Raw genomic sequence first — 13,390 nt, 5'->3', positions numbered from 1 at the left:
GGGAGCGCCATGGCAGAGGAACGCGAGAACAAGCAGGGGCGCGTCGCCGAGACCGTCACCGACCTGCTGCAGGGCGGGACGGTGCCGGAGGCACGCCGCATGCTCAACGCGCTGCATCCCGCCGAAATAGCCAATCTGCTCGAGTCCTTTCCGGCCCCCGAGCGCAAGCTTCTCTGGGAGCTGGTGGACGAGGCCAACGGCGGCGATGTGCTGCTGCAGGTCAACGATGAGGTACGCAGCGGGCTGATCCGGGAGATGGACGACCAGGAGCTGCTGGCGGCCACCTCCGGCATGGACATGGACGACCTCGCCGACTTCATGCAGGACCTGCCCAAGACACTGACCGGCGAGATCCTGCGTTCGCTCGACAATCAGAACCGCCAGCGGCTCGAAGCGGTGCTCGCCTACCCGGAGGACAGCGCCGGCGGGCTGATGAACACCGATACCGTGACGGTGAGGCCCGACGTCAGCCTGGATGTGGTGCTGCGCTACCTGCGCATGCGCGGGGAGATGCCCGAACTCACCGACCACCTGTTCGTGGTCAGCCGCTTCGATCATTTCCTGGGCGTACTCCGGGTCAGTGATCTGTTGACCCGCGATCCCGCCGGCCGTGTCGAGGATGTGCTGGATACCGAGGCGGTCGCGATCCCCGCGGAGACGTCGGATCGCGAAGTGGCCAAGATGTTCGAGGACCGTGACCTGATCTCGGCGCCGGTGCTGGATGCCCGCGGCCGGCTCATCGGCCGGATCACCATCGACGACGTAGTCGACGTCATCCGGGAGGAGGCCGAGCGCTCCATCCTCAGCATGGCGGGCCTCGGCGAGGAAGAAGACCTGTTCGCACCGATCTGGTCCAGCACGCGGCGCCGGGCCGTCTGGCTGGGCCTGAATCTGCTCACCGCGCTGCTCGCCGCCTATGTGATCGGCCTCTTCGAGGCCACCATCCAGCAGGTCGTCGCCCTGGCCGTGCTGATGCCCGTGGTGGCCAGCATGGGCGGCATCGCCGGCACGCAGACGCTGGCGCTGGTCATCCGGGCGCTGGCACTGGGGCAGATCGCCTCACGCAACACGCGGGCGCTGCTCTACAAGGAGCTCGGCATCGGTGTGCTCAACGGCCTCCTGTGGGCCGGAATCCTCGCCGGTATCGCCATTCTCTGGTTCGGCCGGCCGGCACTGGGCGCGATCATCGCCGCCGCCATGACCATCAATCTCGTCGTCGCGGCCCTCTCCGGTGTCGGCGTGCCGCTCGTTCTCAAACGCTTCGGCGTTGATCCGGCCCTTGCCGGCGGTGTCGTTCTCACCACCGTCACCGATGTCATCGGATTCATGTCCTTTCTCGGACTCGCTACGTTCTTCCTGCTTTAATTCTTTCCGCTTTTTTCCGTTCGCCGTTTCATTCGGGAAGCCCCTCCCGATCCATTACCCCCCTGTTCGAACTAGTTCATTCGAAGCATGCTTTTTAAATATCCTTTATATCCAGAAATCAGGTAAAGTAATTTCTAATGACAAGTTCCTAACTGGCCTCAATCCAAAGCGTGTGGAAAAGCATCAGATTCAGACTCTATGATTCACTCCATCAGCCCATCCATTCCGTATCGAGGTAAACCATGGAAAGGAATGCCCAGAAAACTGCGTTTCAATCGGCCAAGCCGGATGGCCATTATTCGGCCCGGTTCGGGTTATCAACTGAGCCGGCCACCCCCCTTCCCACCGCCATGCTGCTCTGCGATTCAACCATCCAGAATAGATTGATGGGCAAGTATCTTTCCGACTATGGCATCTGCCGCACCTACCTGGCCTCCCCCTCGCAGCTGAATGCCCTCATGCAGTGCGAGCGCCCCGCCCTGATCCTTCTCGATATCCGCAGCAGCGACCGCGCCGTGGCCGACCTGCTGGGCGATGGGGCCACCACAACGGATTCGCGCAAGCCAACGACTCCGATGATCCTGCTGAACGTCCCCTCCAATGCCGATCTACAGCACTTCATGGGCCGACGCGATGTTGTCGCGGCGTTTCACGACAACGAATCCGTCGACCAGTTGCTCGCCAAGATCCGCAGCGTGGTCCAGCCCGAGACCGGCCGTACCCGGGCCGGCATCGCGAATCACCTCGAGACGCTCACCCGCAAGGAGATGGCCGTGCTGCGTGCCCTCGCGCTCGGCCTCAGCAATGACCACATTGCCGACCAGCTCTCGGTGAGCCCGCATACCGTCAAGACGCATCTCTACAACGCCTATCGAAAGATCGGCTGCACCAATCGCGTCGCCGCCGCCATGTGGGCACAGCGGGCGTTACCGCTCGTCGACAGCCGATGACCGGGCACCGGCACCATCGCGGATGGGCCGGTATCGCGCTGATTGTCCTCGCCCTCGCCGGCATGCATGTCGTGGCCGAGGATCAGGCGAACGGCACCATCGACGACGGGCGCCCGCTGGAAGCGCCGCCGCTGCCCGATGGCACGCTGGAGAACGACGGCCTGGACAACATGGTCCTGCAACGCACCGTGACCGCCCTGGGCGACCGCTTCAGCGATGCCTTCGCCAGCCACTGGCGCAGCCAGCCCGTGGTGGCCGACGGCGTGATCACCATCGAAGAGCGGCCCTGGATGAGCGAGGGCACCGAGGTGATCGTGCGCTACCAGCGCCAGGCGATCTATCAAGTCCGCGTGTGGCCGCGCAATCCCTCGCCCGAGGAAACCGCCCAACAGGCGGTGGCGGAGGTGAGCCGCATTATCGACGACTATCAGACGAGACTTCGCAACCAGACCGGCGAATGACACGCAAGGAGCGACATCATGCAGGGACGAATGCCCATCCTTTGCCTGCTAGGCATTGGCCTCGCCGCCACGGCCCAGGCCGACCTCACCTATCAGCCCATCCAGTCGGGTGATCCCGGCATGCTGAGCCAGCGCTTTCAGCGCGCCACCACCCAGGATACCAGCCGGGCGCCGCTGCAGGCGGCACGGCGGCCCGCGCGCACTTCCATCGAACGCTTCGAGGAAGACCTGCAGGAGGCACTGCTGCGCGATGTCTCGCGGGCGAGCACCAGCAACATCGGCCTGCTCGATGACGAGGGCCAGCTGATCCCGTTCGACGGCACACGGCTCTTCAGCATCGGCGACTTCGAACTGCGCTTCACCGAAACCGAAGGCGAGCTGTCGATCTTTGCAAGGGATGAGGGGAGCAGCGAATTCACCGAAATCAACATCAACAACCAGCTATGATCGTCAAACGCAGCCTGATTCTGTCCATGGGGTTCGTCATCGTGGGCTGTACCACCCTTGATGGCGATCGCCCCCCCGACTGGGCCACCATGGAGCGCCCCGGTCTGGCATCGGCATCGACCACCTATGGCGATCTGCTCGAACTGCCGGACCCGGCCGGGGTCATTCCAGCGGCCGTCTACGGCTTCCGCGATCTCACCGGGCAGTACCGCGAGTCGCCCAGCAGCAACCTTTCCACCGCGGTCACCCAGGGCGGCGGCAGCCTACTCACCGAGGCGTTATTACGCTCGGGCTGGTTCCGCCCGCTGGAGCGGGAGGGGTTGCAGGATCTGCTCACCGAGCGTCGCGTCGCCCGTCAACTCAATACCAACGTCGCCACGCTCCAGGACGCGCGGGTGCTGTTCGAGGGGGGGGTCACCGGCTATGACCGCAACACCACCACCGGCGGTTTCGGGGCCCGTTACTTTGGCCTGGGTGCCAGCGAGGCCTATGTCATCGATCAGGTGACGGTGAGCCTGCGCGCGGTCAACGTGAGCAATGGCGAGGTCCTGGCCGCCGTCACCACGACCAAGACCATCTATTCCTATCAGCTCGAAGGCGGGCTTTTCCGTTTCGTGCGCAATCAGCGACTGCTCGAGATCGAAGCGGGCTACACCTATAACGAGCCCCGTTATCTGGCCACCCATGACGCCATTAACGCAGCATTGATCCATCTGATTGTCCGTGGACTTTCCGAGGATCACTGGCGTCTCGCCAATGCCGATGACTGGAATGCTCCCGTGATCCAGACCTACAACCAGGCGTTTCTCGAGCACCAGGAAACGGCCCGCCAGGAATCACCGCAGAGTTCCTGACTCCCCGGCCATCATTTCCGTCGCATTCCGTATTCCGACCACCCTCCCCTGAACCTACTCTGGAATTGCCCCGACGGGTTCTCCGGCAAACGGAATTGCCGAAGAACCCCAGGGGCATCACGCAATCATTTTTTCGCGATTCGGAATACAGGAGAACACCATGATCAGGAAGCCCAAAACGGTTTCTGCCCTCTCGCTGGCGCTCATGCTCGGCATGACCATGGGCACTGCCATGGCGCAGGATGATCACGATCACGGCGGCGGCGACCATGGCGGCGGCGGCATGGGTAACGGCGGCGGCTTTGGCGCCAATATGGCCACCATCAACCAGGACGGCGTCGACCATGTCGCCAGCATCGAGCAGGACGGCCGGGAGCTGACCGCCACGATCACCCAGAGCGGCTATCAGCAGGAGGCCTCCATCGAGCAGGAGGGCCGCGGTAACGAGACCACCATCAACCAGACCGGCGGTGGCAACAACAGTGCCATGATCGACCGGCGTGGCCGTGACGGCATGGTGGAGATCAACCAGGACGGCTGGTCGAACACCTCGGATGTCACCCAGCGTGGTCGCGAAGGCAGCATCACCATTACCCAGGAGGACTGGGGCAACGTGGCCGATGTGGATCAGCGCGGCCGCATGAACGAGATGACGCTGGAGCAGTCGGGTTGGGGTGGCAACTACGCCGAGCTCCGTCAGCGCGGCCGGGAAAACGTGATGACGGTGGCCCAGGATGACGCATTCGAGAGCGTCGCCAGGGTCAATCAGCGGGGTCGTGGCAACATGACCGATATCCTGCAGAGCGGCTCCTACCATGTCGCCGAAGTGACCCAGCGGGATCGCGGCAACATGGCCCAGGTGACCCAGGACGGGGTGGGCCATTACGCCTCGATCGATCAGTCGGCCCGTTAAGGCGCTGACCAACGGATGACCCGCCACCCGGTGGCGGGTCCCGCCTACCGCGGAGTCATTCCCATGCCCTTCTCCATGCCTCAAAGCCACGCACTCCTTGCTCCACTCGCCCTCGGCCTGATCACCCTGGTGGGCATCCAGCCCGGCATGGCCGACGCCGACAACGATCCGCCCATTCGCGCCTGGGTGGAATTCGACGAACAGGGTCAGACGGTCACCATCAGCGCGCATGCCATCGCGCCGCGGCCGGTGACAGCCCGCTATGCGCTGGTGATTGAATCCGTGAGCGATGCCGGTACCACCCGGAGCCGCGACAGCAGTCGAGCGCAGATTCAGTCCAGTCCGACGACGCTCGCCAGGATCAGCCTCTCGACAACGGATCCGCGGCGCATCGAGGTGCGCCTGGATGTGGAACCCGACGGCGCTGCACCACTGCAGGTGCGCGAAACCTATCCCATGAGCGGCGCCTGGGTCATGGCCCATTAGGCCGGCCCGACCGCCCGACCCGACAGGAGATCACGGTATGAAAAGGCTTTCCCGACTGGCGTATGGCACGCTCCTCGGCGCGCTGCTGAGCGGCGCGCCCTGGACGGTCAGTGTCGCCTCCCCCCTCGGTGATCTGGCCGCGCCGGAACTGACCCCGGCCGTGCACAACGGCAGCGGCAACCAGGCCCGAATCGATCAGCAGGGTCTATGGCATGAGGCCGCCATCAATCAGCAGGGCGACGCCAATCAAGCCGGCATCCTGCAACGCGGCATGGGCCATGAGGCGCTGATCGACCAGCAGGGCAGCGGCAACAACGCCCGCATCCTGCAGTTCGGCTGGCACCCGCAGGCAGCCGCCATCCAGCAGGTCGGCGATATCAACAACGCGCGGGTGGAACAGCAGGCGGGCACGCGAACCGGGGTAGCGGTGCGCCAGCATGGTGACGGCCTGAACGTCGAGGTCACCGTCGGCCGCTGACCCGACCGGACGGTCACGCCCCGATGATCGGGCGTGACCGCATTCCGGGTGTTTGAACGCGCCTCAGAAATGCCAGCGCAGGGATGCGCTCAGCGCCATGAAGTCGAAGTCCGGCTCGCTCAGATAGCTCACCGCGTCCACCGCCACCGAGAAATCTTCGGCAAAGCGGAACTGACTGCCCGCCCCGAAGCTCACCCCCGAATCCGAAGGCGCCTCGTCGGTCCCGGCGATCGTGAACGGTCGCAGCACCATGCGCACCGACGAGAACCCCGCCAGGGCGTAGACATCGAAGGTCTCGTTCAGCGGCCGGTTGAGCCGCACCAGCACGCTGTCCACCGAATCCAGTTCCACCATGCGGTCGGTTCCCGAGTCGTCTTCGCCCATCCAGGCGAAGTGCGCCTCAACGCCCAGGTAGTCACTGAACATGACCCCACCGACCAGTCGTCCGCCAATGGCGTCGACATCCTCACCCGAGCCCTCGTAGGACCAGGGCATGACGCCGGCCCCCAGATAGGCTTCCTCGATGAACCGCGCGTCGGCGGCGCCGTTGCCGGCCATGGCCAGCGTTCCCGCCAGCAGGACTGCCGGCATGGTTGCACGATTTTTCATGCAGTCTTCCCTCCACGCTTGTGATGACGCAGAGTCAGACCGGATAGAGGCACCCAAGTGCCTGTTTGCATTGCATATTCAGTCGTAGTAACCGAGCCGGTCAGCAGCCCGTGCCAGTCGGCTTGAGGCAGGAATATGGTGGCTACGGGTGGATTCGAACCACCGACCCCATCATTATGAGTGATGTGCTCTAACCAGCTGAGCTACGTAGCCATTCAGGCAAGGACGGGAAGTATCCAGAGCCGCGGCAGCGCTGTCAAATCCCCGCTCAGACATTGAACCGGAAGTGGCAGACATCCCCCTCGCGCATGACGTAATCCTTGCCCTCGAGACGCATCAGGCCCTGCTCCTTGGCCGCCTGCTCACTGCCCGACCGCACATAATCCTCGAAACCGATGACCTCGGCGCGAATGAACCCGCGCTCGAAATCCGTATGGATGCGACCGGCCGCCTGGGGTGCCGTCGCACCGCGGCGCACGGTCCAGGCCCGTACCTCCTTCGGCCCGGCGGTGAAGAACGTGAGCAGATCCAACAGGGCATACCCGGTGCGGATCAGGCGGTTCAGCCCGGGCTCCTCGAGCTCGTAGGCCGCCAGCAGCTCGCCCTGTTCTCCCGCATCGAGCTGAGCGAGCTCGGCCTCGATGGCGGCGCAGAGCGGCACCACCAGCGCTCCCTCGCGCTCCGCGAGGGCCTCGACGGCGGCCAGCTGGGCATTGTCGACCAGGCCTTCCTCGTTGACATTGGCGACATAGAGCACAGGCTTGGCCGTCAGGAGGTGTAGCTCACGCAGAACCGCCTCGCCGGTCTCGTCGAGATCCTGCGCCCGCACCGGCACACTCTGATCCAGCGCCGAGGCCATGGCCTTGAGCGCATCACGGGTGGCAATGGCCGCCTTATCCGCCGATTTTGCCCGCCGCTCGTAGCGATCCAGCGCCTTTTCGACGGTATCCATGTCGGCCAGCAGCAGCTCGGTATTGATGGTCTCGATGTCCTCCACCGGATCCACCCGCCCCTCGACGTGATGCACATCCTCGCTCTCGAAGCAGCGCACCACATGAGCGATGGCATCGGTCTCGCGGATATTGGCGAGAAACTGGTTGCCCAACCCCTCGCCGCGTGACGCCCCCGCCACCAGGCCGGCAATGTCGACGAACTCCATGGTCGTAGGGATGACGCTCTCAGGCTTGACCAGTTCGGCCAGCTTATCGAGCCGCGGATCCGGCACCGGCACGATCCCGACATTGGGGTCGATGGTGCAGAACGGGTAGTTCTCCGCCGGAATCTCGTTCTGTGTCAGGGCGTTGAAGAGTGTCGACTTGCCCACATTGGGCAGCCCGACGATACCGCATTTAAATCCCATCGACTGTCCTCAGTCTTGCGTATGCAACTGTTGCTGGGCCCGATCCCAATCGCCACCGGCGAGCCAGGGCAGGACATCCAGTGCCGCGGCAATGGCGGCATCAATGTCGGCCCGTTCGGCCCGGCCCGGCGCATGGAGGACGTAGGGGATCACCTGGTCACTGCTGCCGGGATGCCCCACCCCGAGCCGCAGCCGCGCGAATTCGCGGGTGCCCAGGGCGGCCACGATATCGCGCAGGCCATTGTGTCCACCATGCCCGCCACCGCGTTTCAGGCGCACGATGCCCGGCGGGAGATCGATCTCGTCATGCACCACCAGAATCGCCTCCGGCGGGATGCGGTGGAAATTCGCCAGCGCGGCCACAGCGCGGCCGCTGTGGTTCATGTAGGTGGTCGGGCAGAGCAGGTGCACGTCGGCACCCCCCTCCCGCCAGCGACCGGCCATGCCATGGAACTTGCGCTCGGCCCGCAGCGGGACACCGGCCCGATCGGCCAGGGCCTCAACAAACCAGAACCCGGCATTGTGCCGGGTTCCCGTGTACTTCGGCCCCGGGTTACCGAGGCCGACGATCAGCCGTATCGCCGTGGTGCTCATGTCCGCATGGACACCGCGCCGGGATCAGCCCTGATCTTCCGACTCGCCGGCGCCTTCTCCGCCACCGGCCTCACCACCGGCTTCGGCACCCTCGCCCTCCTCGGACTCCTCGACCGCCTTGCGCGGGGCGTGAATGCTCACCAGAACCGGGTCATGATCGGTTTCCGGATCGAGCCCCGGGAAGGCGACGCCCTCGGGTGCGGTGATCTCGGAGAGGTGCAGCGAGCTGCCGACATCGAGCTCGGCGATGTCCACATCGATGGCGGCCGGCAGATCATCGGGCAGGCACTCCACCTCGACCTCGATGGCATCGTGGTGGACCACACCACCGCCCTGCTTCACGCCCACGGCATCCTCCTGGTTGAGGAAATGGATGGGCACATGCTGGCGCATCTTCTCGCCGGCCTTGATCCGCAGCAGGTCGAGGTGCGAGACGAGCGGCTTGAAGGGATGCCGCTGCAGGTCCTTCAGGATGGCCTTTTCGGTGCGCTTGCCCTTCACCTTGACGTCCAGGATCTGCGAGAAGAAGGCCTCCTCACGCATCAGGCGCAGGATCTGCTCCTCGTCGAAGGTCAGCGCCACCGGCTTCTTGCCGGCGCCATAGAGGATGCCGGGGATCCGCTTCGCGCGACGCAGGCGGCGGCTCGCACCCTTGCCCTGGTCGTCGCGAACGGTGGCGTCCAGTTTCAGTTCAACGCTCATTGCTTGTCTGTCTCCATTGTGGCCCCCGCGACCAGGGGCGTTACGGCAGTCAGTCGACGAAAAGCTCGCTGACCGACTCGTCGTTGTTCACCCGCCGCATCGTCTCGGCGAGCATTTCCGCCAGCGACAGCTGGCGAATCCTTTCACTGGCACGGGCGGGCTCCGACAGCGGGATACTGTCGGTGACCACCAGCTCGTCCAGATGACTGTTCTCGATACGCTCGATGGCCGGCCCGGAGAGTACCGGGTGGGTAATGTAGGCCACCACCTTGCCGGCGCCGCGCTCCTTGAGCGCCGTGGCGGCCTGGCATAGCGTACCGGCGGTATCGATGATGTCGTCGACGATAATACAGGTCTTGTCCTCGACATCGCCGATGATATTCATGACCTCGAGTTCGTTGGCCCGGGGCCGGCGCTTGTCGATGATGGCCAGATCGGCGTTGTCAAGCCGCCGGGCCACCGCCCGGGCGCGCAGCACACCCCCGACATCCGGTGAGACCACGATCTTGTCGGGATGCGTCTGGCGCCAGATGTCGCCGAGCAGAACCGGCGAGGCGTAGACATTGTCCACCGGGATGTTGAAAAAGCCCTGGATCTGGTCGGCATGCAGATCCACCGTGATCACCCGGTTGATGCCGGCCGTGGTGATCATGTCCGCGGCGAGCTTGGCCGTGATCGGCACCCGCTGCGAGCGCTGGCGACGATCCTGACGGGCGTAGCCGTAGTATGGGACCACCGCCGTGATCCGTGCCGCCGAGGAACGCCGGAGCGCGTCGGCGATCACCAGCAGTTCCATGAGGTTGTCGTTGGTGGGCTGGCAGGTGGGCTGGATGATGAAGACGTCATGCCCGCGGACGTGCTCGTTGATCTCGACCTGCACTTCACCGTCACTGAAGCTGGTGACCAATGCATCACCCAACCGGATCTTCAGATGGGCGGCCACGGATCGGGCCAGTGCGGGATTGGCGTTCCCCGTGAACACCATCATGCTTCCGTTTTCCATGGCGGCGGCACCCTGCGGTGGCTGTCGGAAATTGGCTGGGGCGGCAGGATTCGAACCTGCGAATCCGGGGATCAAAACCCCGTGCCTTACCGCTTGGCTACGCCCCAGTCGTTCGTGCCCTATCGGCGTCGAGGCGGTCGAGCAAAGGTGAGCGATTCCGTGCCCGGGTCACCCAGGCGCTCCAGTGCCCCCGGACCCCGGCCGCGGCGTGCTCGGCGGACGTCCTGTCGTCGAATGTGGCGAACAGGCACCCCCCCGTGCCTGTCAGGCGGGTCGGACCGAATACCGCCAGGGCATCCAGTGCCTCCCCCACCGCCGGAACCATCCGGCGCACCACCGGCTCGCAGTCGTTTCTCGCCGCCCCGGTTTCGAAGCCGCGTATTGTTATACGCTCTCCATGACGTGTCAATTTGGTGTCAGCGAACACCGCCCGCGTCTCCACGGCGACGCCGGGATCGACGACGACCATCCAGGGGCAATCGAGCCGCTGTGGCGACAGCTGCTCGCCAATACCCTCCGCCCAACAGGCCTCGCCCCGCACGAACACCGGCACATCGGCACCCAGCTCCAGGCCGATTCGCTCGAGTCCGCTGGATGACAGGCCGCAGCCCCAGAGCGCATTGAGGGCCACCAGCGTCGTGGCCGCATCCGAGGAGCCGCCGCCGAGGCCACCACCCGCCGGGATATGCTTATCCAGGTGAATCCGGACGCCCTGTTCCGTGCCCACCGCCTGCTTGAGGGCCATCGCCGCACGGACCGCCAGATCCGATTGCGGCGCCAGACCGGGCAGCCCGCCGTCGCGACGGATGGTGCCATCCGATGTGATCGCAAAGGCCAGCTCGTCCACCGGATCAACGAACTGAAAGAACGTCTGTAGTTCGTGATACCCATCGGCCCGACGGCCGATGACATGCAGAAAGCGGTTGATCTTGGCCGGCGCCGGCCAGCCACGGGAGACTTCACCCATCAGCGCAGTCGCCAATCGCCGATGACCAGGCGGATGGCCATATCCTCGTGGGTGACGCCGACCCGGCCGGGCAGCCGATAACCGCCAACCGGGCGGTATCCGTCGAATGTCACGTCCCAGCCATCCTGTTGCAGCAGCCGCGGCCGCCCCGCTTCATCCAGGGTGACCCGACCATCCAGCCAGGGCACGGGGCTGGCCGTGACCCAGTGGCGCAGAAAGCCCACCGGCAGGTCATAGCCGGTAATGGCCCGAACCAGCTCGCGGGGACTGCCGGCTTCATAACGCTTGCCATCCGCGGTGGTCAGCTGCACGCCGGGCTCATCGCCGACGATGCGCAGGCTGCCGACGCCGAGCGCGCCACGCAGATCGATCCGGTAGGCGGTTTCATCCTGCGCCCAGGACACCGTGGCGGTGGCCCCCTGATCCCCGAGCCGCAACGATGTCCGGCCGCTGAACGACCAGGCGTCCGGCGCCGGCGGCGCATCCCAGTCCTCGACCATCACGACTCGACCGGCATCCACCGGCTGTGGCGCCCGCACCGCGCAACCCGCCAGGAGAACCAGAACCAGGCCAGCCATCGCCAGCCATCGCCATCGCGCCAGCCCGATCATGGATTCAGCCGCTCCCGGGTTTCCCGCAGGACGGGGTGATCGGCATCGTTGGCGGCCGCCTGCGCCCAGATATCCCGTGCCGCCTCACGCTGGCCGAGCACCCAGAGCACCTCCCCCAGATGGGCGGCGATCTCGGCATCACCGTCGGTCAGCTCGTGGGCCCGGCGCAGGTACCCCAGGGCGCGCTCAGGATCACCCTGGCGATAGGCGGCCCAACCCATGCTGTCGATAATGGCCGGGTCATCCGGCTTGATGGCGTAGGCCCGCTCGATGAGCACCGCCCCCTCAGCAATGCGATCGGTCTGATCCACCAGGGTGTAACCCAGCGCATTGAGCGTGCGGGCGTCGCCGGGGTCATCCTGCAGAATCCGCCGCAGGTCCGTCTCACCGCCGTTGAGATCGCCATCCATGATCCGGGTCATCGCCCGCCCGTAGCGCAGCTCCGTGTTGCCCGGATAGTCCCGGAGGCCGCGGTTGAAGACCGCCAGACTCTCCTCGAAGCGGTCGGCACGACGCAACAGCCCGCCCTCCAGCAACAGGCTGCGGGCGCGAAAACCGGGGTTCGCCTGGCGCAGACGCCGCAATGCCTCCAGCGCCAACTCGTCATCGCCGGCCTGCATGGCCAGGATGGCAGCGGTGCTGAGCAACTGCGGATGCGTCGCACCGGCGGTGACCAGATCCCGATACTGCATCAGCGCCTCGGCATCCCGGCCCAGATCGAGCAGGATCCGCGCATAGTCGCGACGCAGGGCACGGTTGTCCGGCGAGTCCACCAGCAGATTCTCGAAGATGGCGACGGCGGCATTCGGGCGATCGAGGGCCAGCAGGGCGTCGGAGCGCAGGAGAAGGGCGCTGACCCAGTCGGGCCGATCCGCGAGCGCTTCATCCACCGCGCGGAGGGCGATGGCCGGCTCTCCCCGCGCCAGCGCAAGCCGGGCCAGTGCGAGCTTCGCCGCTTCCGAGCGCGGTGCGGCGCGGGCGATGGCCTGCATGATATCGAGGGCCTCAGGCGGCAGCGCGCCATCGAGCAGCAATGCACCCAGTCGGGCAATCGCCGGATTTCGATTCGGGCCGGGTGGCGGAACGCTATCCAGCAGGGTCTGCATCGCCACATCACTCTGACCGGCGCGCAGCTGCATCACGCCGAGGAGCTGCTTTGCTTCGATGCTGTCCGGTGCCAACCCCACCCAACGCCGTGCCAGCGCGATCGCACGCTCGGGCCGATCGGCGCGAAGGGCGACCTGTACGGCGCGGGCCATGACCTCGGGATCACGAATCTGTTCGGCGGCCTCGGCATACAGCGCGCTGGCGCGCTCGAAGTGCCCCCGCACGGCCGCGAGCTCCGCCGCCATGACCCGATGCATGGGCGATTCCACGCCTGTTGCCACGGCATCGGCGGACACGGCCACGCGGGTGTCGGCGCGCTCAGCCACGGGCACATCGTTGCCGGCCATGGGCACGCAGGCCGTCAGCAGCCAGGCCATCAGCAAGGGCCCGGTCCGCGCACCCGGACACCGGGTCGAATTCGGCCGCCATGGCTTGCGGTTAGCGAACCTGCTCATCAAGGCCTTACTATACTTGTGTTGCAGC

Annotated in this window: 16 protein-coding genes and 2 tRNA genes; 8 read left to right on the top strand and 10 right to left on the bottom strand. The window is 65.4% G+C overall.

What is annotated here, in order from left to right:
* Window positions 1-9: 9 nt before the first annotated feature.
* From mgtE to V6X30_RS00680, 8 genes are all read left to right on the top strand, one after another.
* Window positions 10-1,365, top strand: a complete 1,356-nt coding sequence (mgtE, locus tag V6X30_RS00715; RefSeq protein ID WP_367982720.1) for a magnesium transporter — start codon at window positions 10-12, stop codon at window positions 1,363-1,365.
* Window positions 1,366-1,751: 386 nt separating this feature from the next.
* Window positions 1,752-2,315, top strand: a complete 564-nt coding sequence (locus tag V6X30_RS00710; RefSeq protein ID WP_367982719.1) for a helix-turn-helix transcriptional regulator — start codon at window positions 1,752-1,754, stop codon at window positions 2,313-2,315.
* Window positions 2,312-2,776, top strand: a complete 465-nt coding sequence (locus V6X30_RS00705; RefSeq protein WP_367982718.1) for a CsgE family curli-type amyloid fiber assembly protein — start codon at window positions 2,312-2,314, stop codon at window positions 2,774-2,776. The genes V6X30_RS00710 and V6X30_RS00705 overlap by 4 nt, the downstream gene beginning before the upstream one ends.
* A gap of 18 nt (window positions 2,777-2,794) precedes the next feature.
* Entirely contained in the window at window positions 2,795-3,223 is a 429-nt protein-coding gene (locus tag V6X30_RS00700; protein WP_367982717.1) for a curli assembly protein CsgF, read from the top strand.
* Entirely contained in the window at window positions 3,220-4,077 is an 858-nt protein-coding gene (locus V6X30_RS00695) for a CsgG/HfaB family protein (protein ID WP_367982716.1), read from the top strand. Before V6X30_RS00700 ends, V6X30_RS00695 begins: the two co-directional genes overlap by 4 nt.
* A 160-nt stretch (window positions 4,078-4,237) precedes the next feature.
* Window positions 4,238-4,990, top strand: a complete 753-nt coding sequence (locus V6X30_RS00690; protein ID WP_367982715.1) for a hypothetical protein — start codon at window positions 4,238-4,240, stop codon at window positions 4,988-4,990.
* 15 nt (window positions 4,991-5,005) lie between these two features.
* A complete protein-coding gene (gene csgH / locus V6X30_RS00685) occupies window positions 5,006-5,476 on the top strand; it encodes a curli-like amyloid fiber formation chaperone CsgH (RefSeq protein WP_367982714.1) in 471 nt (156 codons plus the stop codon).
* A gap of 37 nt (window positions 5,477-5,513) precedes the next feature.
* The gene (locus V6X30_RS00680) at window positions 5,514-5,954 is read left to right on the top strand and encodes a hypothetical protein (protein WP_367982713.1); all 441 of its coding nucleotides are present in this window, start codon (window positions 5,514-5,516) and stop codon (window positions 5,952-5,954) included.
* Between the two features lie 63 nt (window positions 5,955-6,017).
* On the opposite strand, the gene V6X30_RS00675 is transcribed toward V6X30_RS00680, so the two are convergent.
* The 10 genes from V6X30_RS00675 to V6X30_RS00630 all read right to left on the bottom strand — a co-directional run bounded on the left by V6X30_RS00675 (window position 6,018) and on the right by V6X30_RS00630 (window position 13,284).
* A complete protein-coding gene (locus V6X30_RS00675; RefSeq protein WP_367982712.1) occupies window positions 6,018-6,563 on the bottom strand; it encodes a porin family protein in 546 nt (181 codons plus the stop codon).
* Between the two features lie 136 nt (window positions 6,564-6,699).
* Window positions 6,700-6,776, bottom strand: a tRNA-Met gene (locus tag V6X30_RS00670).
* A 55-nt stretch (window positions 6,777-6,831) separates the two neighbouring features.
* Window positions 6,832-7,923 carry a redox-regulated ATPase YchF gene (gene ychF / locus V6X30_RS00665; protein WP_367982711.1) on the bottom strand — a complete coding sequence of 364 codons (1,092 nt, stop codon included), beginning with the start codon at window positions 7,921-7,923 and terminating at the stop codon, window positions 6,832-6,834.
* A 9-nt stretch (window positions 7,924-7,932) separates the two neighbouring features.
* Window positions 7,933-8,517 carry an aminoacyl-tRNA hydrolase gene (gene pth, locus V6X30_RS00660; protein ID WP_367982710.1) on the bottom strand — a complete coding sequence of 195 codons (585 nt, stop codon included), beginning with the start codon at window positions 8,515-8,517 and terminating at the stop codon, window positions 7,933-7,935.
* 24 nt (window positions 8,518-8,541) lie between these two features.
* Window positions 8,542-9,219: a 50S ribosomal protein L25/general stress protein Ctc gene (locus V6X30_RS00655; protein ID WP_367982709.1), complete on the bottom strand. Its 678-nt coding sequence runs from the start codon at window positions 9,217-9,219 to the stop codon at window positions 8,542-8,544.
* A 49-nt stretch (window positions 9,220-9,268) separates the two neighbouring features.
* Window positions 9,269-10,207 carry a ribose-phosphate diphosphokinase gene (locus V6X30_RS00650; protein WP_367982708.1) on the bottom strand — a complete coding sequence of 313 codons (939 nt, stop codon included), beginning with the start codon at window positions 10,205-10,207 and terminating at the stop codon, window positions 9,269-9,271.
* A gap of 47 nt (window positions 10,208-10,254) precedes the next feature.
* A tRNA-Gln gene (locus V6X30_RS00645) sits at window positions 10,255-10,329 on the bottom strand.
* Window positions 10,320-11,189 carry a 4-(cytidine 5'-diphospho)-2-C-methyl-D-erythritol kinase gene (ispE, locus tag V6X30_RS00640; RefSeq protein ID WP_367982707.1) on the bottom strand — a complete coding sequence of 290 codons (870 nt, stop codon included), beginning with the start codon at window positions 11,187-11,189 and terminating at the stop codon, window positions 10,320-10,322. The genes V6X30_RS00645 and ispE overlap by 10 nt, the downstream gene beginning before the upstream one ends.
* Entirely contained in the window at window positions 11,189-11,800 is a 612-nt protein-coding gene (gene lolB, locus V6X30_RS00635) for a lipoprotein insertase outer membrane protein LolB (protein WP_367982706.1), read from the bottom strand. The genes ispE and lolB overlap by 1 nt, the downstream gene beginning before the upstream one ends.
* Window positions 11,797-13,284: a tetratricopeptide repeat protein gene (locus V6X30_RS00630; protein WP_367982705.1), complete on the bottom strand. Its 1,488-nt coding sequence runs from the start codon at window positions 13,282-13,284 to the stop codon at window positions 11,797-11,799. The genes lolB and V6X30_RS00630 overlap by 4 nt, the downstream gene beginning before the upstream one ends.
* Between the last annotated feature and the right edge of the window lie 106 nt (window positions 13,285-13,390).

Origin of the sequence: Spiribacter sp. 1M189, assembly GCF_040838345.1 — a bacterium.
Classification (GTDB): domain Bacteria; phylum Pseudomonadota; class Gammaproteobacteria; order Nitrococcales; family Nitrococcaceae; genus Spiribacter; species Spiribacter insolitus.
Note: the sequence above shows the minus strand (reverse complement) of the source record. Positions and strands in the feature narration are given on the sequence as shown.

Bases quoted from the DNA above. Each gene is read 5' to 3' on its own strand.
- V6X30_RS00675 (WP_367982712.1), bottom strand. From the start codon at position 6,563: ATGAAAAATCGTGCAACCATGCCGGCAGTCCTGCTGGCGGGAACGCTG.
- V6X30_RS00710 (WP_367982719.1), top strand. From the start codon at position 1,752: ATGGGCAAGTATCTTTCCGACTATGGCATCTGCCGCACCTACCTGGCC.
- pth (WP_367982710.1), bottom strand. From the start codon at position 8,517: ATGAGCACCACGGCGATACGGCTGATCGTCGGCCTCGGTAACCCGGGG.
- V6X30_RS00695 (WP_367982716.1), top strand. From the start codon at position 3,220: ATGATCGTCAAACGCAGCCTGATTCTGTCCATGGGGTTCGTCATCGTG.
- ispE (WP_367982707.1), bottom strand. From the start codon at position 11,189: ATGGGTGAAGTCTCCCGTGGCTGGCCGGCGCCGGCCAAGATCAACCGC.
- V6X30_RS00705 (WP_367982718.1), top strand. From the start codon at position 2,312: ATGACCGGGCACCGGCACCATCGCGGATGGGCCGGTATCGCGCTGATT.
- V6X30_RS00630 (WP_367982705.1), bottom strand. From the start codon at position 13,284: ATGGCCTGGCTGCTGACGGCCTGCGTGCCCATGGCCGGCAACGATGTG.
- V6X30_RS00700 (WP_367982717.1), top strand. From the start codon at position 2,795: ATGCAGGGACGAATGCCCATCCTTTGCCTGCTAGGCATTGGCCTCGCC.
- V6X30_RS00650 (WP_367982708.1), bottom strand. From the start codon at position 10,207: ATGATGGTGTTCACGGGGAACGCCAATCCCGCACTGGCCCGATCCGTG.
- mgtE (WP_367982720.1), top strand. From the start codon at position 10: ATGGCAGAGGAACGCGAGAACAAGCAGGGGCGCGTCGCCGAGACCGTC.
- V6X30_RS00680 (WP_367982713.1), top strand. From the start codon at position 5,514: ATGAAAAGGCTTTCCCGACTGGCGTATGGCACGCTCCTCGGCGCGCTG.
- V6X30_RS00690 (WP_367982715.1), top strand. From the start codon at position 4,238: ATGATCAGGAAGCCCAAAACGGTTTCTGCCCTCTCGCTGGCGCTCATG.
- lolB (WP_367982706.1), bottom strand. From the start codon at position 11,800: ATGATCGGGCTGGCGCGATGGCGATGGCTGGCGATGGCTGGCCTGGTT.
- V6X30_RS00655 (WP_367982709.1), bottom strand. From the start codon at position 9,219: ATGAGCGTTGAACTGAAACTGGACGCCACCGTTCGCGACGACCAGGGC.
- csgH (WP_367982714.1), top strand. From the start codon at position 5,006: ATGACCCGCCACCCGGTGGCGGGTCCCGCCTACCGCGGAGTCATTCCC.
- ychF (WP_367982711.1), bottom strand. From the start codon at position 7,923: ATGGGATTTAAATGCGGTATCGTCGGGCTGCCCAATGTGGGCAAGTCG.